This is a genomic window from Haloprofundus halobius (assembly GCF_020097835.1).
Classification (GTDB): Archaea; Halobacteriota; Halobacteria; order Halobacteriales; family Haloferacaceae; genus Haloprofundus; species Haloprofundus halobius.
This window is the reverse complement of record NZ_CP083666.1, coordinates 2,047,066-2,064,624: the sequence shown is the minus strand read 5'-3', so window position 1 is coordinate 2,064,624 and position 17,559 is coordinate 2,047,066. Positions and strand designations below refer to the sequence as shown.

17 protein-coding genes are annotated in these 17,559 nt (G+C 65.9%); 6 read left to right on the top strand and 11 right to left on the bottom strand.

Features of this window, described 5'->3' with window-relative positions; all coding sequences use genetic code 11:
- Window positions 1-11: 11 nt before the first annotated feature.
- Window positions 12-911 carry a PhzF family phenazine biosynthesis protein gene (locus LAQ74_RS10830; protein WP_224332564.1) on the top strand — a complete coding sequence of 300 codons (900 nt, stop codon included), beginning with the start codon at window positions 12-14 and terminating at the stop codon, window positions 909-911.
- 12 nt (window positions 912-923) lie between these two features.
- On the opposite strand, the gene LAQ74_RS10825 is transcribed toward LAQ74_RS10830, so the two are convergent.
- The 3 genes from LAQ74_RS10825 to LAQ74_RS10815 all read right to left on the bottom strand — a co-directional run bounded on the left by LAQ74_RS10825 (window position 924) and on the right by LAQ74_RS10815 (window position 3,302).
- Window positions 924-1,367 (bottom strand): zinc ribbon domain-containing protein, encoded by a 444-nt coding sequence (locus LAQ74_RS10825; protein ID WP_224332563.1) that lies wholly within the window; start codon window positions 1,365-1,367, stop codon window positions 924-926.
- Window positions 1,368-1,521: 154 nt separating this feature from the next.
- A complete protein-coding gene (locus LAQ74_RS10820; RefSeq protein WP_224332562.1) occupies window positions 1,522-2,202 on the bottom strand; it encodes a type I 3-dehydroquinate dehydratase in 681 nt (226 codons plus the stop codon).
- A gap of 47 nt (window positions 2,203-2,249) precedes the next feature.
- On the bottom strand, window positions 2,250-3,302 hold the full coding sequence (locus tag LAQ74_RS10815; protein ID WP_224332561.1) for a DNA-methyltransferase: 1,053 nt from the start codon (window positions 3,300-3,302) through the stop codon (window positions 2,250-2,252).
- A 124-nt stretch (window positions 3,303-3,426) separates the two neighbouring features.
- On the opposite strand from LAQ74_RS10815, the gene LAQ74_RS10810 reads away from it, so the two are divergent.
- Window positions 3,427-4,956 (top strand): TrkH family potassium uptake protein, encoded by a 1,530-nt coding sequence (locus LAQ74_RS10810; protein WP_224332560.1) that lies wholly within the window; start codon window positions 3,427-3,429, stop codon window positions 4,954-4,956.
- Window positions 4,957-4,974: 18 nt separating this feature from the next.
- Here the strand turns inward: LAQ74_RS10810 and LAQ74_RS10805 are convergent, their stop codons facing one another.
- On the bottom strand, window positions 4,975-5,940 hold the full coding sequence (locus tag LAQ74_RS10805) for a transcription initiation factor IIB (RefSeq protein ID WP_224332559.1): 966 nt from the start codon (window positions 5,938-5,940) through the stop codon (window positions 4,975-4,977).
- 227 nt (window positions 5,941-6,167) lie between these two features.
- On the opposite strand from LAQ74_RS10805, the gene LAQ74_RS10800 reads away from it, so the two are divergent.
- The gene (locus LAQ74_RS10800; protein WP_224332558.1) at window positions 6,168-6,908 is read left to right on the top strand and encodes a helical backbone metal receptor; all 741 of its coding nucleotides are present in this window, start codon (window positions 6,168-6,170) and stop codon (window positions 6,906-6,908) included.
- 72 nt (window positions 6,909-6,980) lie between these two features.
- A complete protein-coding gene (locus LAQ74_RS10795; RefSeq protein WP_224332557.1) occupies window positions 6,981-7,487 on the top strand; it encodes a DUF84 family protein in 507 nt (168 codons plus the stop codon).
- Window positions 7,488-7,500: 13 nt separating this feature from the next.
- On the opposite strand, the gene LAQ74_RS10790 is transcribed toward LAQ74_RS10795, so the two are convergent.
- Window positions 7,501-9,342 carry a flippase-like domain-containing protein gene (locus LAQ74_RS10790; RefSeq protein ID WP_224332556.1) on the bottom strand — a complete coding sequence of 614 codons (1,842 nt, stop codon included), beginning with the start codon at window positions 9,340-9,342 and terminating at the stop codon, window positions 7,501-7,503.
- A gap of 341 nt (window positions 9,343-9,683) precedes the next feature.
- On the opposite strand from LAQ74_RS10790, the gene LAQ74_RS10785 reads away from it, so the two are divergent.
- Window positions 9,684-9,917 (top strand): DUF7123 family protein, encoded by a 234-nt coding sequence (locus tag LAQ74_RS10785; RefSeq protein ID WP_224332555.1) that lies wholly within the window; start codon window positions 9,684-9,686, stop codon window positions 9,915-9,917.
- A 137-nt stretch (window positions 9,918-10,054) separates the two neighbouring features.
- Here the strand turns inward: LAQ74_RS10785 and LAQ74_RS10780 are convergent, their stop codons facing one another.
- The 5 genes from LAQ74_RS10780 to pyk all read right to left on the bottom strand — a co-directional run bounded on the left by LAQ74_RS10780 (window position 10,055) and on the right by pyk (window position 14,775).
- On the bottom strand, window positions 10,055-10,657 hold the full coding sequence (locus LAQ74_RS10780; protein WP_224332554.1) for a winged helix-turn-helix transcriptional regulator: 603 nt from the start codon (window positions 10,655-10,657) through the stop codon (window positions 10,055-10,057).
- 40 nt (window positions 10,658-10,697) lie between these two features.
- The gene (locus LAQ74_RS10775) at window positions 10,698-11,927 is read right to left on the bottom strand and encodes an SPFH domain-containing protein (protein WP_224332553.1); all 1,230 of its coding nucleotides are present in this window, start codon (window positions 11,925-11,927) and stop codon (window positions 10,698-10,700) included.
- A 119-nt stretch (window positions 11,928-12,046) separates the two neighbouring features.
- Entirely contained in the window at window positions 12,047-12,658 is a 612-nt protein-coding gene (locus LAQ74_RS10770; RefSeq protein WP_224332552.1) for an NfeD family protein, read from the bottom strand.
- Between the two features lie 43 nt (window positions 12,659-12,701).
- Window positions 12,702-12,941 (bottom strand): DUF7312 domain-containing protein, encoded by a 240-nt coding sequence (locus tag LAQ74_RS10765; protein ID WP_224332551.1) that lies wholly within the window; start codon window positions 12,939-12,941, stop codon window positions 12,702-12,704.
- A 79-nt stretch (window positions 12,942-13,020) separates the two neighbouring features.
- Window positions 13,021-14,775 carry a pyruvate kinase gene (gene pyk, locus LAQ74_RS10760; protein ID WP_224332550.1) on the bottom strand — a complete coding sequence of 585 codons (1,755 nt, stop codon included), beginning with the start codon at window positions 14,773-14,775 and terminating at the stop codon, window positions 13,021-13,023.
- A gap of 161 nt (window positions 14,776-14,936) precedes the next feature.
- Here pyk and LAQ74_RS10755 point away from each other — a divergent pair, with 161 nt between their 5' ends.
- Complete coding sequence (locus LAQ74_RS10755; protein WP_224332549.1) at window positions 14,937-15,179, top strand: hypothetical protein; 243 nt, start codon at window positions 14,937-14,939, stop codon at window positions 15,177-15,179.
- Window positions 15,180-15,221: 42 nt separating this feature from the next.
- On the opposite strand, the gene metG is transcribed toward LAQ74_RS10755, so the two are convergent.
- A complete protein-coding gene (gene metG / locus LAQ74_RS10750) occupies window positions 15,222-17,321 on the bottom strand; it encodes a methionine--tRNA ligase (protein ID WP_224332548.1) in 2,100 nt (699 codons plus the stop codon).
- Window positions 17,322-17,559: the final 238 nt, after the last annotated feature.

Sequence of the window (17,559 nt, the reverse complement as noted above, 5' to 3'; positions counted from 1 at the left end):
GTGGTGAGTGCATGGACACTCGTCGCGTGCTCCTGGTCGACGCGTTCACCGCCGAACCGCTCGCGGGTAACGCCGCCGGCGTCGTTCCCGACGCCGACGGTCTCTCGGTCGAACAGATGCAAGCGGTCGCCCGCGAACTGTCGGTGAGCGAGACGGCGTTTCTGCACCCCTCCGGGAGCGCCGACCGTCGCGTCCGGTACTTCACGCCGACGCAGGAGGTCGACCTCTGCGGCCACGCGACCGTCGCAGCGCACGCGCACCTCTTCGAGGAGAACGCCATCGACGCGGGCGTCCATGCGCTGGAGACGAACGTCGGCGACCTCGATATCGAAGTGACGGAGGACGGCTTCGTCTGGATGACGCAGGCGCAGCCGACGGTACGTCCCGTCGACGTCGACTACGACCGCGTGAGCGACGCGCTCGGCGTCCCGGTCGACTCGCTACGGGCAGTCGCCGACGACCTGCCGGCGGCCGTCGCGTCGACTGGACTCCCGTTTCTCGTCCTCGGCGTCGACTTCCTCGAAGCGGTCGGCGGCGCGACCCCAGACACGAGCGCCGTCGCCGCGCTGGCCGACGACCACGGCGCGACCGGCGTCTACCTGTTCACCTTCGACACGCTGGACGCCGAGTCGACGCTGCACGCGAGGATGTTTGCCCCCGGCGCGGGCGTCGCCGAGGACCCCGTCACCGGTACCGCCAGCGGCGCGTGCGGCGCGTATCTCCGGCACGTCGGCGCATTCGACGTGCTCCCCGACGAGATGCAGTTCGAACAGGGCGAGTTCGTCGATAGACCGGGCCGGGTTCGGGTCCGCGTCGGCGACGCCGTCCGGGTCGGCGGACGGGCGGTGACGGCGCTCGACGGTGATATCGTCGTGCCAGAGATCGAGGACGACGAGATACTCGAAGCCTGAACAGGTCGAAAATCAGCGGTCCGGGTCGGGATTCGGCTCCGACCACGAGATGGCGGCGGTACACCAGTGACAGAACTCCAACTCCGCATCCAGCGGATAGCCGCAGACCGGGCAGGCGACGGCGTCTTCGTCCGCCTCGGCCGGTTTGATGGCGATGCGGCAGGCGTCGTAGATGCTCAACCCCAGAAGGAACAGCAGGGGCGGGTAGACGCTCGACGGTTCGACGTTCACCGACGCGAGCGTCCGAACGGGTGCAGCGGCGAGCGACGACACGGATATCGTGGCCGGGTTGAGCGCCACGACGAGCGCGACCCCGATGCCGAGGACGAACACGAACCACGCCACGCCGCGTCGCCACCGACGGAGGTAGAGGTGAGCGACGCCCGCGACGCCGACGGTGGCGAACAGCGTCCCGAGGACGGCGGCGACGAGCGCACGTCGGGGTGTGTCGGTCATGTCCCCAACGTCCAGAGCCATACCGTATAAATTCGTGGGTTCTGCGGCGAATTTCCGGCAGAGAAGAGATATCCAGATACCGATGAATCTCTGGCAATTACGGCGCGAACGGCGTTTTTGGACGCGCACACGGCCCTCGAACGCCGCCCAAAACTCACAGCTTCTCGATAAGTGTCGAGAGCGTCTCCAAATCGTACTGGCCCGGTGCGGTCGCGTCGGCGGCGTTCGGTGGCGCGTACCCGATTTTCGACCCGTAGAGCGGAGCGACGGCGCGCGTGTGTCGTCCCGGTTCACCCATCGCCATCGTCGCGACCCGACGACCGGCGGCCGTCGCCTCGTGCGTCGCCGAGAGCAGCGCGAGCGTGTCCGACCGGTTCGCCGCAGTCACCGCCAGTTTCCCTACGTCGCCGGCCTCCGACGCGGCCGAGAGCAATCCCCTGAGTTCCCCCACCGACGGCGTCCGATCGAAATCGTGGACCGACGCGACGACGGAGAGGTCCCACTCGCGTGCTTCCGTCCGAAGTGCGACGGCGCTGGGGACGTCCGGGCCGTGCGGACTGAGCGCTGCGAGTTCGATGTCGACGGCGACGACGGCGTCGTGGTCGAACGTCGCCTCCAACGTCGTCAGGCGGCCGTCGTCGTCGGCCTCCCCGCCCTCCCAGTCGGCGCGGTTCGTCACGAGAAGCGGCAGTTCGCCGTCGTAGTCGTCGAGCGCTTCGAGCGGGTCCGACGCGAGGTCCATCCGGAACTCGGCGGCGTCGGCGTGCTCCGTCGCCGCCGTCGCCTCCTCCAAGTCGGCCGTACTGGCCGCCAACACGAACGAGTCGAACTCCATGCGCACACTCCCGTCGCGGAGACTGAAAAAGGGTTCAGTTGTGGGGGTCAGTCGTCGGCGGCGACCGGTTCGTGGGCAGCGACGTACCGGCGTTCGGTCTCGGTTCGGTCGACGTGCTCGACGCTCGTGACGGCGTACAGGCGCAGACGCCGTTCCTGCTTCGTGACGACAGGGAACTCGTAGTTGACGGCTCGGTGTGTCGCCTCCACGCCGCCCTCCGCGACAAACGACTCGTGGCGCGCGAGTCGCTCTCTGACCCGCTGTCGGGACTCTCTCGGCAGCCCCTCTATCCGGGAGTCGAACGCGTCGAGCACCGTCGCGTCGAGTTCGTATCCGACCGAACTGCGGCCCGAGAGCATCGCCGCCACCGTCGTCGTCCCCGTCCCGGTGAACGGGTCCAACACGGTGTCGCCGTACACCGAGTACATCCGGACGAGGCGGAGCGGCAACTCCAGCGGGAACGCGCCCGAGCGCTCGCGACGGTCGCTCGGCGCGGCGAGCGTCTGGTCGGTACCGGTGAGCGTCCAGAGGTCGGAGAACCACTCGTTTCGCTCCTCCCAGAAGAACGCGCTCTCGTAGCGTCGGTCGTCCCCCGCCTCGAACTTCCGGGGGCCGCCCTTCCTGAAGACGAGGACGTACTCGTGTTCGAGCGTGACGTACGCGCTCGGCGGCAGCGTCCCCGACCCCATGAACTTCGTCAGGCGGTTCGTCGGCTTCCGCCACAGGATGTCGGGCAGCGATCGAAGCCCCCGCTCTCGAAGCGCCGATATCACCCGCGCGTGGTTCGGGAACTGCCGGAACTCCCCGTCGACCGACCGCGTCGCGTCGCCGACGTTGACGCAGACGACGCCGCCGGGCGCGAGCACGCGAACCACTTCGTCCCAGACGGCGTCGAGTTGGGCGTGCATCGCCTCGAAGGCGGCGTCGACGTCGCCCGATGCCAACGCCTTCCCCACCGCGGGGTCCCGCGCCGAAAAGAGGTCGTCCCACAGCGAGATCATCGGATACGGCGGCGAGGTGACGATCAGTTCGACCGACTCCGACTCGAGGGTGTCCATCTCCGCAGCGTCGCCGAGTCGATGGACGTGTTCGGTCTGCACACCGTACCTGTGAGCGTATTGTTATGTAGTGTTTTGGGTCCGTCGCAGTCGGTGCACTCCGACCCCGCGGCGTCGGGCGGGTTCAACCGGTGTACTGATAGGAACGCGGGACTCTCTCGAACACGTGTCTCGTTCGTCGCACTTCGGACTCGGACTCTCGAAACTCCGCGTCGACGTGCGCGGGAGCGCCGCGCTCATCGGGACGATCACGAAGTATCTCTCCGTCCCGCTCGCGGTCCCGCTGCTGTTCGCGCTGTACGAGGGCGTCGACGTCGTCCCGTTCGCCGTCACGTTCGCGCTCGTCGTCGTCGGCGGCGCCCTCCTCGAACGGAGCGGCCCCGACACCGAACCGGGGCAACGCGAAGGGTATCTCATCGTCGCGCTGACGTGGCTCGTCCTCCCGGTCGTCGGCGCGATTCCGTTCGTCCTCGCCGGAAACGGCGTCATCGCCGACCCGGTGAACGCGCTGTTCGAGAGCATGAGCGGCACGACGACGACCGGCGCGACGGTCATCGTCGACTTCGACGCCCACTCCCGTCCCATCATGCTGTGGCGATCGCTCATCCAGTGGCTCGGCGGGCTCTCCATCCTCGTTCTCGCCGTCGCCGTCCTCTCGGAACTGTCGGTCGGCGGCGCGCAGTTGATGGAGACGGAGACGGCGACGACGAGCATCCGAAAACTGACGCCGCGCATCGAGGGGACCGCTCGCCTGCTCGGTACACTCTATCTCGGGCTGACCGTGGCGGCCGTCGCCGGAGTGTACGCGCTCCACCTCACGGGGTTCGCTCCCGAGATGACGCTTTTCGACGCGGTAAACCACGCGTTCACGAGCATCTCGACGAGCGGCTTCTCGCCGCGCGCCGACAGCATCGCGGCGTTCTCGCCGGCCGTCCAGTGGGCGTACATTCCCGTGATGTTCGTCGGCGCGACGAACTTCGTCATCATCTACCGCGTCACGCGAGGAAAGTACGACGCGCCGCTCAGAAGCGAGGAGTTCCGCGTCTACGTCGGCCTCGTCGCGTTCCTCTCACTACTCGTTGCAGGACTCCTCTTCGTCCAACCGCACCAGCAGTACTCGCTAGAGGAGACGCTTCGGCACGCGACGTTCCAGGTCGTCTCCATCCTGACGACGACGGGGTACGCGAGCGTGAACTTCGACCTCTGGTCGCCGTCGGCGAAGAACGTGCTCTTTCTCTGCATGTTCTTCGGCGGGATGGTCGGCAGTACGACCTGTTCGATAAAACTGCTCCGGTGGCTCGTCATCGTGAAGTCGCTCCGTCGGGACATCTTTATGGCCGTTCACCCGAGCGCGGTTCGCCCCGTCCGACTCGACGGCGGCGTCGTCGACGAGGACAGCATCCGCCAGATGTACGCCTACACGATGTTGAACCTCGTCATCTTCGCCTGCGCGACGGTGTTCATCATCGTCGACGCCGCCCGCATCGGCCTCTCGCTCACCGAACTGGAGGCGCTCGGCGCGAGCGCCGCGACGTTTCTCAACATCGGCCCCGGGTTCGGCCTCGCGGGGCCGTTCGGCAGTTACGTGGAGTTCCCGGCGACGACGAAACTCGTGATGATTCTCCTGATGTGGGTCGGCCGCATTGAGGTCATCCCCGTGCTCGTCCTCCTGACGCGGACGTACTGGCGCGACTAATCGAACGAGAAAACCGCGTTAGGCGACGCCGACGCCTTCTTCGGCTTCGAGCAGTTCGTGGTAGCGGTTGCGGATGGTGACTTCGCTGATGTCGGCGACGTCGGAGACGGCGGCCTGCGTCGTCTTCTCGTTCGTCAGCAGCGCGGCGGCGTAGACGGCGGCGGCGGCGAGGCCAACCGGCGACTTCCCCGAGTGGACGCCCTTCTCCTTGGCGTTTTTGAGCAACTGGCGAGCGCGGTGTTCGGCTTCCTCCGAGAGGTCGAGCGAGGAGGCGAACCGGGGGACGTACTGCTCGGGGTCGGCCGGTTTCACTTCGAGTTTCAACTCGCGGACGACGTAGCGGTACGTCCGGGCGACCTCGCTCTTCTCGATACGCGAGACGTCGGCGATCTCGTCGAGGCTGCGGGGGACGCCGGCCATCCGCGCGGCGGCGTAGACGCAGGCGGTGGCGACGCCCTCGATGGAGCGGCCGGGCAGCAGGTCCTCGCCGAGCGCGCGACGGTAGATGACCGAGGCGGTCTCGCGGACGTTCTTCGGCAGGCCGAGCGCCGACGCCATGCGGTCGATCTCGCCGAGCGCCTGCTTCAGGTTGCGTTCCTTGGAGTCGCGGGTCCGAAAGCGCTCGTTCCACTTGCGGAGCCGCTGCATCTTCTGGCGCTGTCGAGACCCGAGCGAGTTGCCGTAGGCGTCCTTGTTCCGCCAGTCGATGTTCGTCGACAGTCCCTTATCGTGCATCGTGTTCGTCGTCGGCGCGCCGACGCGGGACTTCTGGTCTTTCTCGCGGGCGTCGAACGCGCGCCACTCGGGACCGCGGTCGACGGAGTCCTCGCTGACGACGAGGCCGCAGTCCTCACAGAGCGTCTCGCCGTGCTCGGTGTCGGTGACGACGTGCCCGCCGCACTCCGGGCACTGCACGGACTCGTCGTTCTCGGGTGTTTCTCGCTCCTGTTCGTCGGGTCGTCGGGTGTACGTCCGTTCGCTCATAGGTGTGAGACGGCTAGCTCCGGGGTCGAGACGGGCCAAAGAACGTGGGCCGAGCGTCCAGAGCGGTCCTTACCCGTTGCAGGGTAGTGTGTTACATAAATGGTTTGGTGTCGGGCGCAGTTAGCGCCGATTCGACGGCTCAAACAGCTATTTGTAACGGAATATCACAACGTTCAAATAGTCTCGATCGGGGCAGCCGTTATACTCCGCGGCACCGACCCCGAGATATGGATGCGACCGACTCTCGGCGTCAACCCGGCGTGGTGTCGCTGGCGCCGAGCGCGACGGCGACGCTCGACGCGATGGGAGCGACCGACGACCTCCTCGGGGCGACGGTCCACTGCGACGCCGACGTCCCCTCGGTCGGCGGATGGCTCAACCCCAATTACGACCGCCTCGCCGAACTCGACCCCGAGTTGGTCTGCACGAGCGACGCGCTCCAGCGCGACGTTCGCGACGAACTCAGAAACCGAGGCTATCGCGTCCACCACGTCGAACCCGCGACGCTCTCGGACGTGCTCGACTCGTTCGTCGCCATCGGTGAGGCGGTCGACCGTCCGGAGGCGGGCGAGGCGCTCCGCGCCGACGCGGAGGCGCGCCTCGACGCCGTCTCCGAGCGCGTCGACGGCGAACCGCGTCCCGTCGTCTACTGCGAGGAGTGGTCCGACCCACCGATGGCCGCCGGAAACTGGGTCCCCGACGCCGTCGTCGCCGCGGGCGGCAGGTATCCGTTCGTCGCCTCGGGCGAGCGGTCCCACGAAATCGACGAGGAGACCGTCGTCTCCGCCGACCCAGACTACGCGATTCTCCACATCTGCGGCCGTGGCGACCGAGTCGACCCAGACGTCGTCGCGGAGCGAGGGTGGGCGGTCGACCCGGAAGTCCACGTCGTCGACGACTCGCTTTTGAACCAGCCGAGTCCGCGACTCGTCGAGGGTGTCGAGACGCTGTCGAAGATACTCTACTGATGTTGACAGTACATCCCTTCGTTCATTCATCTGTTACGATAGGTCGATAACCTTCCGTCGACAGTCGGAGGTATGCGAATCGCCGTCGGAAGCGAGAACCCAGTCAAGAGAGCCGCCGTCGAAGCCGTCGCGAGGGACGCGACAGTCGAAGCAGTCGCCGTCTCATCGGGCGTCTCCGAGCAACCGCGGGGCCACGCCAAGACCATCGCCGGCGCGGAGACGCGGGCGTGGCACGCCCTCGATGCCGGCGAGTACGACTACGCCGTCGGCTTGGAGGGCGGCGTCGCGTCGTTCGACGGGGCCGAGGACCTGTATCTGGTGATGTGGGCGGCAGTCACCGACGGCGTCCGGGTCGGCCGCGGGTCGGGACCGAGCGTTCGCCTCCCGTCGAGAATCGCCGCCCGAATCCGCGGCGGCGAGGAACTCGGTCCGGTGATGGACGACGTACTCGACACGACGGGTATCGCGAGCGGAGAAGGGGCGGCGGGCGTGCTGACGGGTGGACGAATCGACCGCGAGACGGCGCTTTCGACCGCCGTCGCGGGCGCGCTCGGTCCGTTCGTCTCGGAACTCTACTGAGCGATGTTTCGCGTCAGTCCGATTCGACGGGGTCGGCCTGTTCGCGCGCACTGGCGCTCTCCTCGACCGCTTGAGTGAGCGAGACGTTGAGCGACAGCATCGACGCGACGCCGCCGAGGACTGTGACGACGTTCTTCACCGCGTGGTCGAGAATCGCCGCACCGACGGCGACGGTCGCCGAGACGGGGCTGAGCGCGACCACGAGGATGGTGAACGCGCCCTCGTAGAGGCCGATGCCGCCGGGCGACAGCGGGAGCACTTTCGCGAGGTTGCCGACGCTGACGGCGAAGAAGCTTACCGCCACGAGCGTCACGACCGACATCTCGGCGTTCGCGCCGAGCGCGACGAGCACGAGAATCGCGGTCACGACGTCGAGCGCCCAGATGGCGAGGCTGCTGACGGCGACGCGGGCGAACGCGTCGCGTCGACCCGCGGTCCGTTGCAGGTCGACGACGAACTGCTCGACGATGCCGGCGATGTAGTCGGCGTAGGAGTCCGAGGAGAACCGGCCGAGCGTCTTCCGGACGAGGTTGCGGTCCGACCGGGCGCTGGCGACGATTCCTGCGACAGCGAGTATCGCCGCGAGGCCGACTCCGGTAGCGACCATCGCCGCCGTGCGACCGGCCTGTCTGCTCTCGGCACCGACTTGACTGCTCCCGCTGCCGCTCAGACCCTCGACGAGAGCGGTCGTGTTCCCTGTCGCGACGAGACCCAGGAGTACCGTCCCGGCGAGAACGGTGATGGTGAGCAGGTCGAACACGCGCTCGGCAGCCAGCGACGCGAAGCCGGAGGGGTACGGGATGCCCCGTCGGGCCTTCACGACGTAGGCGCGAACCGCGTCGCCCGCGCGGGCGGGGAACACGAGGTTGCCGGTCTGACTGATGAAGATGGCCCCCGTCAGGAATCCGGTCCGCTCGCGGAATCCGAGTTCGGCGAGGATGTCGCGGTAGCGAAGCCCGCGGATCGGCCAGGAGACGAGGTAGACGACGGCGGCGAGCAGTACGAGCGCCGGGTCGGCCTCGCCCATCACCCGAAGCACCTCCTGCGGGTCGAGATAGACGGTCATGAGCGCCAGCGCGACCAGCGTGAGCGCGACGCCCGCGGCCATCGTGACGCGGCGGTCGATTCGCGGTCGAACCGACAGTTCCCACCAGGTGCGACCGATCTGGCTCCCCATCCCGAAGATGTCGCGGACGAGGTCGACCTTGGTGTCGCCCTTCGGCTCCCAGTCGACGGAGAACTCGGCGACTCGGAGTCCCTCGCGCTGGGCGCGGACCAACAGTTCGGTGTCCCAGAACCAGTGGTCGTCCCGGATGTCGTCTTTGAGTTGGTAGAACGCGTCGCGGCTCAGCGCTTTGAAGCCGCACTGGTGGTCACGGAGTTTCGACCGAAGGAACAGCCGAACCAGTCCGTTGTACGCGCGACTCGGGACGCCGCGTTTCGCGGGTCGGTCGGCGACGTTATCCGGCATCCACCGCGAACCCGTGGCGACGTCGTATCCGTCCGAGCGGACGCGTTCGACAAGTTGCTTCAGGTGGCGCATATCCGTCGCGAGGTCGGTGTCGAAGTAGACGAGCGTCTCTCCGTTCGCGGCCTCGAACGCGCGTTCGAGCGCGCCGCCGCGCCCGAGTCGTTTCTCGGAGTGGAAGTGCCGGACTCGACTATCTTCGGCGGCCAACTGATCTGCGATCTCTGGTGTGCGGTCGTCGCACCCGTCCTCCGCGACGATGACCTCGACTGCGTCTCGTGGGAGGAACGCTGCAAGCGTCTCAAGCGTGGTCCGCACCGTCTCCTCTATCGTATGTTCTTCGTTATACGCAGGAAGGACGACGCTGACCTCGACCGGGCGGTCCATTGTTCACCCATGCGCCGACGATGGCTAAGAAGCTTCTGACTCTCAAGATACGTGGAATTGCAAAGGAGCCGTCGTTTCGTTCACTCGTCGGGTCCGGGCGGCGAAAAATCCCGGTTTTACCCGCGTAATCCGACGTTACCTCGAATCAACGGATGTAAATACCACCTTACCGGACCGTAAGTAAGAGCATACAGTCACAAAATATTTAGTATTAGCCCATCGTACCAGGAGGCGTCTCAGTTCTCGAATGCCGGTCGAATCACTACGGGAAATCGCCCGACTCAGCGGGGTTAACCTCTCGTACCAAATCCCATATTAGTGGCAGTCACTACGGCAGAGATATGAGCGTTACCACGGCCACCGAGCTCAGTGACAAACAGCAACTGATCCTCCGGTATCTCCGGACGAACGCCGCGACGCAGACGTACTTCAAATCCCGCCTCATCGCCGAAGAACTCGGGCTGAGCGCCAAGGAGGTCGGCGCGAACATGACCGCGATTCTCGACGGCGACTTCGACGTGAAAGTCGAAAAGTGGGGGTACTCCTCGGGGACGACGTGGAAAGTGAGTACGTAACCGCGGCGCGACGTAGCGACCCTCGCTGACTACGGCCCTCCTCCCTCCGGGCACTCGCCGTCTTCGGGTACGCTCTTTTTGTCGTCGAAATCGAAAATCCGAACCGAAAGCGCGAGCGAACGCGCCACGAGCAGTCGCTACGGGTCAAAGCTGACCAACTCGTCGGCCTCGGCGGCGAACTCGACGGTGTCGGTGCCGAAGGAGTCGGCGTAGCGGACGAGCAGCATGATGAGCGTCTCGGGGCGTTCGACGACGAGGCTTCGCTCGCGCGCGAACAGTTCGGCGTCCTCCAATTGCTTTCGGTACGAACTCACCGTCGCCGTCGAGACGTCCGCGGCCTCCGCGAGTCGAACGCCGGTCGCGTCGGGGTTTCGGAGCAGTTCGAGGAGCATCTTCCGCGGGGTGTCGCGGCGGAGGTAGCCGAGTGCGACCTGTTCGAATCGAGAGAACCGCTGTGCGGGGAAGAACCGCCGATAGTCGCCGTCGCGACGCGAGCGGACGACGCCCTCCGACAGCAGTCGCTCGAGGTGGTGTTGAGTTTCGCCGGTTCCGAGACGGAGGTCGTCTCGGATCTTCGAGAAGTGGGCACCTGGCGTCGTAGCGAGATAGCCGACGATGGCGTCGCGGACGTCGCTTCGCGACTCGTCGGCGTCGTCGAGGCGGGCGAACGGCACCGCCGCGCCGAGCGCGGCGAACCGGCGGAGCGTCGCTCGCTTCTCCTCGTCTACCCGGTCGGACATCTACCCCTGCTACGGGGTGTGGAGGACAAAAACGCTTCGTTTACTGGAGTTCTCGGTCGAACTCCATCTCCTCTTCGTCCTCGTCGTCGGCCGCGTCGTCGGCTCCGTCACTCGATGGCGGCTGTTCTGTCTCCTCGATGACCTCGTCGGCGTCTTTGATGGTGGCCTCGTCTTCGGAGTTGGCCTTCTGAATCACCTCGTCGGCGCTCTTTATGTCGGTGTCGCCGGCTTTGACGGCCTGCGCCTCCTGTTCGAGCTGTTGGACGTCCATCTCCGCTGCCTGGTCTATCTGGCCGAGTATCTCCTCGATATCGTCGAGACCGAGCATCTCGCGGGTCTCCTCGTCGAAGTCGAGGCTGTCGAGGCCAGCCTGCTCCTGGATGTCGCTGCCGGTCAGCTGTTTGCCGTAGCGGCCGACGAGCGAGGTGAGTTCCTGCGGGAGGATGAACGTCGTCGACTCGCTGGAGCCGATGTCGGCGAGCGTCTCCATCCCCTTGTCGATGACCGCGCGCTCGCCCATCGACTCGGCGGACTTCGCGCGGAGGACGGTGGAGATAGCGTCACCCTGCGCTTCGAGAATCTGACTCTGCTTTTCACCCTGCGCGCGGATGATGTTCGACTGCTTCTCACCCTCGGCGCTCTCGACGGCGCTGCGCCGCTCACCCTGGGCTTCGAGAATCATCGCGCGGCGACGACGCTCGGCGGAGGTCTGCTGCTCCATCGCCTGCTGGACGTCGGCGCTGGGGTTGACCTCACGCACCTCGACGCTCTCGACGCGAATCCCCCACTCGTCGGTGGGTTCGTCGAGTTCCTTGCGGATTCGGGCGTTTATCTCCTGGCGCTTGTTGAGCGTGTCGTCGAGCTCCATGTCGCCGAGCACGGCGCGCAGCGTCGTCTGTGCGAGGTTCGAGACGGCGGTCTTGTAATCTTCGACTTCGAGGAACGCTTTCTTCGCGTCCATCACCTTAATGTAGACGACGGCGTCGGCGGTCACGGGCGAATTGTCGCGCGTGATCGCTTCCTGCCGGGGAACGTCTAACGTCTGGGTCCGCATGTCGAAGGCGTACGTCCGCGAGACGAACGGCGGGATGAAGTTGATACCCGGTTCGAGCAGTTTGCGGTACTCGCCGAACACCGACAGCGCACGCTTCTCGTACGCCTGGACGATTTCGACTGACTGGAACACTACGAGGACTGCCAGCAACAGGAATAGCACACCCACGAAGAGGATCGGTATTCCCAGGCCGGTCTGTAACAGGACGGGGTCCATAACTGGACCTTTGTATGATTGATTGATAAGGTTTTCTTCAACCTCGTCGGCCAGTCCGTCGACGCGGGTCCGAACTGTCGTCGGCCTCCGTCGACGTGTTTAGGCCCGTTCAGGCCGGTTCAGGCGCGTTCGGTCTCCTCTTCGCGCTCGCGTTCGCGTTCGATGACCTCGTCGGCGGCCTCCTCGCGCTCTCGTCGCCCCTTCGCCAGTTCGCGGTCGATCTCGTCTTCGACGATGTCGAACGACTCGACCATCACGACGTTGCCGCCGCCGGGGTCGACGACCATCACCTCGGTTCCTTCCGGAATCTCGCCGTGGTACGAGCGGGCGGCGTAGTAGGGGTTGAAGCCGCCGCCGGCGATCTTTATCTGCCCCTCCGACGGCGTCACTCGTTCGGTGACGCGGCCGGTCTTGCCTTTCAGCGTGTCCGAGTCTGACGTCTGTGCGGTCCCCTTCCCCCCGTAGAAGTCGAACTCGCGGTAGACGTAGAAGGAGAGCGCGCCGAAGACGAGAACGAGAATCCCGAGCAACAGCGGACTTGCCAGTGCGGGCAGAAAGAGGCCGACCAGTCCGGCCGCCAGCAGCGCGATGCCGACGATGATGAAGTGTGCACCGGGAGCGAGCGCTTCGGCGATGGAGAGACCGAGTCCGGCCATGACGAGCAACAGCGGGAGAGCGTCGGGGCCGATGTCGAGTTGTAAGAGCATCTGCGCAAGACGTGGGCGTGCCATAGCTGACCTAAGTACGTTGGATGATTAACGCTTCGGCTCTCGGTTACAGTACACTGAAGATGAACACCAGCGTGCCGAGGACGCCGACGAGCACGAAGAGGCTGTTCTCCAGCGACGGCGACTCCGGCTCCAGCGGCGGCAGTTCGCGTTTCTCAGGCTGCGTTCCGTTCTCCGCCTCGCTCTCCTCGGCATCCTCGCCGACGTCGTCGATGCCGAAGCGCCACTCCGACTCGTCGTCGCCGGTCTCCCCCTCGTCTCGCTCCCCGGTGTGTGAATCGCGCATACCGGTCGTACGAAACGGTCGCTGAAATGTCTGCCGCCGGCGGGAGACGCGGGAGACACGGGAGCCGCGCCGATGGGGCTTACCGCTTCGCCTCGTGGCGGACGACGTTGCCGTCGTAGACGATGCCGCGCTCGGCGTCGAGTGTGACGAGCGTCCCGTCGTCGACGTCTCCCGGCAGCGATGCGCCGCTTATCATCGGAATGTCGATCTCTCTGGCAACGAGCGCCGGGTACCCTGTCATCCCCTCGCGCGCGTCGATAATGCCCCCGAGTCGGTCCACGTCGCCCGTGAACTCGCCGTCGAACTCGGCGTCGAGCGCCACCAGCGACCCCTCGGGAATCGCCGTCAGGTCGCCGTCGTTCGAACGGACGACCGGACCGGCGACGCGTCCGCCGACGACGCTCCGGCCGGTCGTGATGGCCTCGGCGGCGACGTGGACCTTCAGCATGTTCGTCGTGTTCGTCCCCTCGAGTTCGGTCATCATCCCCGAGAGAACGACGAGCGTGTCGCCGCTCTCGGCGACGCCTGCCTCCAGCGCGGCGTTGACTCCGGCCTGCATCACTTCCTCGGCGCTCTCGCGGTAGTCGGCGTACTGCGCGTCGACACCCCAGGACAGCGACAGCTGGCGGCGGACGCGGTCGTTCGGCGTCGTCGCGATGACCGGGACGCCCGGGCGGAACTTCGCCGTCTTGCGGGCCGTGTAGCCGGATTCGGAGGCGGCGACGATGGCCGCCGCGCCGATGTCGCGGGCGAGATAGCGCGCCGAGCGGGCGAGCGCTTCCGTGCGCGACTCTTCGGTCGCCGTCGGGACGCGCTGCTCTTGGGTCTCGTCGTACTCCTCGCTGGCCTCTATCTGGCGGACGATGCGGTCCATCGTCTCGACGACTCGAACCGGGTGGTCGCCGATGGCCGTCTCCCCGGAGAGCATCACCGCGTCGGTGCCGTCGAGGACGGCGTTGGCGACGTCCGAGGCTTCCGCGCGGGTCGGCCGCCGCGCGTGGACCATCGAGTCGAGCATCTCCGTCGCGGTGATGACGGGGACGCCGTCGGCGTGACACTTGCTGATGATGCGCTTCTGTATCATCGGCACGTCTTCGAGCGGACACTCGACGCCGAGGTCGCCACGGGCGACCATCACGCCGTAGGCGGCGTCGATGATGCCGTCGAGGTTCTCGACCGCGCCCGCGCGTTCGATTTTCGCGATGACGGGGATGTCGCCACCCGCCTCCTCGATGGCGTCGCTGATGGCGTACACGTCCGAGGCGTCGCGGACGAAACTCGCCGCCACGAAGTCGGCGTCCTTCTCGGCTGCGAGCTCTATCTCCCGTCGATCCTTTTCGGTGATAAGATCGATGTCGAGTTCGACGCCCGGGACGTTCACGCCCTTCCGGCCGCCGAGTTCGCCGCCGGAGTCGATGCGGGCGACGACGCCGTCGTCGACGACGCGGACGACCGTCGCCTCGATGCGACCGTCGTCCAACAGGATGGTTGCGCCGGGTTCGGCGGCGTCGATGGGCAGCGAGAGGCCGACTTTCTCGGGCGTCGCGGTGTCACCCTCGAAGAAGTGGACCTCGGAACCGGTTCCGAGCGTGATCGGTTCGTCCAGCGGGGCGGTGCGGACTTCGGGTCCCTGCAGGTCGACCATCGCCGCCAGCGGATCTTCCGTCGCTTCGTCGACCGCCTGGATGCGGTCGACGACTGTTTCTCGGTGGTCCGTCGTGCCGTGACTCGCGTTCAGCCGAGCGACGGACATCCCGGCGTCCGCGAGCGCCCGAATCGTCCCTCGGTCGTCCGACGCCGGGCCGAGCGTGCAGACGATTTTGGCGTTTCTCATACTGGGCGATACACCCGTGCGGCTAAAAACCCCGACGATGAAACTCGCCGCCGAGTGAACGGTTATGCGGAATCCAGACGGGAACGGTGCGTCCGGTTCGGCCCCAAGCTTTTCGTCCCGAACTGAGCTATAAATCGCTCGCCATCGTACGGTTCGACGCTATGGAACACGTCACCGAGGAAGCCGTCGGCAAGCCAGTCGTCACGCCCGACGGCGACGAGATCGGACGCGTGAACGCCGTCAAAAACGACCGCGCCGTCGTCAAACCGTACACCGGCGTCGAAGCGGATATGGCCAACTCCGCCGCGCCCGACGAGGAGTCGCTGACGCTCGACGCGAACCAGATAACGGTCGTGACAGACGAGTACGTGCAACTGGCAGACGAGTTCCGCCGAGAGAGCTGAGAACGCGAGCGGAGAGAACCGCCCGGCGTCGCGGTGTCGGGGTTACCGGACCTTCGTCCCCGGCACCGAGTCGCCGTGCGTCGTCAGGATGTCGGCCTCCTCGCCCGCCGCGAGGAGCATCCCGTTGGACTCGACGCCGAACAGTTCTGCCTTTTCGAGATTGGCGACGACGACGACGCGCTCGCCGACGAGCGAGTCGAGGTCGTGTAGCTGTTTGATACCGGCGACGATTTGTCGAATCTCGTGGCCGATGTCGACTTCGAGTTTCGCGAGTTTGTCCGCGCCGTCGACGCCTTCTGCGGAGACGATTTCGCCGACGCGAAGGTCGAGCGCCTGGAACTCGTCGAAGCTGATTCGGTCTTCCGCGATGGGTTCGAGGTCGCTCACGCCCGAGGTGGCGTCCGTTTCCGACTCGTCGCTTTCGGTTCCCTCGTCTATTTCTTCCTTGTCTTCGGTCGCTTCCGCGACTCGCTCGTCGAGTTTCTCGTTTAGCTCCTCGACGCGCTCGTCCTCTATCTTCTCGAACAACTCGGTCGGCTCGCCGAACGACTCGGGCGGTGCGTCGAGCGCCGCGTGAATCTCCGCGTCGTGGACCGAGCCCTCTTCGCCGAGAGCGTCCCAGAGGCGCTCGGATTTGCCGGGTGCGACCGGTTCGAAGAGCACGGCGACGGCTTTGGCTATCTGGACGCAGTCGCGGATGACCTGCGCCGCCTTCTCCGGTTCTTCGTCGGTGAGCTTCCACGGCTCGTTTCGCTGGATGTACTCGTTGCCGAAGCGGGCGAGTTCGACCGTCGCGAGGCCTGCTTTCCGGACCGAGTAGTCGTTGACCGCCTCGCCGAAGTCACGAATCGCGCCCTCGATTCGGTTCTGGACCTCCTCGGAGACGTCGGCGTTAGGCGTTCCCTCGTAGTTCCGGTACGCGAACAAGAGCGACCGGTAGAGGAAGTTTCCGACGGTGCCGACGAGTTCGCCGTTGACGCGCTCTTGGAACTTCGACCACGAGAAGTCGACGTCCTGCTGGAAGCCGCCGTTGGTGGCGAGGTAGTACCGGAGCAGGTCGGGGTCGAACCCTTCGTCGAGGTACTCGTCGGCCCAAACTGCTCTGTTCCGCGAGGTGGAAAAGCCCTTCCCGCCGAGCGTAACGAAACCGCTGGCCATCACGGCGCGCGGTTCCTCGTAGCCGACGCCGCGGAGCATCGCGGGCCAGAAGACGGTGTGGTGTTGGATGATGTCGCGGCCGATGACGTGTACGATGTCGCCCTCGTCCTGCCAGACCTCGGTCCAGTCGTACTCCTCCGCGCCGACGCGTTCGGTGTACTGCTTCGTCGAGGCGACGTACTCGATGGGAGCGTCGACCCAGACGTAGAGAACTAACTCCTCGGTACCGTCCCCTTCTTCGCCCGGATAGTCGATACCCCAGTCCATGTCGCGGGTGATACACCAGTCCTGCAGGTCGCCCTCGATCCACTCGCGGGGCTGGTTCTGGGCGTTCGAGGTGCCTTCGAGGCGGTCGATGAACTCCTGCAGGTACTCCTGGAACTCGGAGACGCGGAAGAACTTGTGCGTCCGCTCGCGGTACTCGGCGGGGTTACCCGTGATGGTGCTGACGGGGTCGACGATTTCGCCGGGTTCGAGGTGGCGCTGACAGCCCTCGTCGCACTCGTCGCCGCGGGCTTTCGCCCCGCAGTACGGGCACTCGCCCTCGACGTAGCGGTCCGGGAGGTACTGGTCCTCCTCGGGGTCGTAGGCGACCATGATCGTCTTCTCGTAGACGTGGCCGTTCTCGTCGAGCGTGCGGACGAACTCCTTGGTCAGTTCGGTATTCGTCTCGTCGTGGGTGTGGCCGTAGTTGTCGAACTCGACGTTGAACTTGGGGAACGTCTCCTCGTACCTCTCGTGCCAGCCGAGGGCGAACTCCTCGGGGGTGACGCCCTCCTTCTCGGCGTTGACGGCGACGGGGGTGCCGTGCATATCCGACCCGCTGACGAAGGCGGTCTGCTGGCCGAGTTTGCGTAGCGCGCGCGAGTAGACGTCGCCGCCGACGTACGTTCGGAGGTGGCCGACGTGCAGGTCGCCGTTGGCGTACGGCAACCCGCAGGTCACCACCGCTGGCTTCTCCGTGGGGAACTGCTCGTGACTCATCTTGTCTTGTGGTATCGTGAATGCGGGCCTAAAGCCCGCTGGTTCGTAGTCCGCTGTAATCGACTCCGGTGCGTCTCTTCCCGGCGACGCGACGCGTCGCTCGGAGGGGAGAACCGAGCGTCCGAGTTTCGCGGCGAACGCCCGTCGAGTCGCGTTACCGACCGACGGACGAACTGACGGGTCCACCCGGCGCTAGAAGCGTCGCATGCGCATCACGGGGGCGTCGCTTGCGCGAACG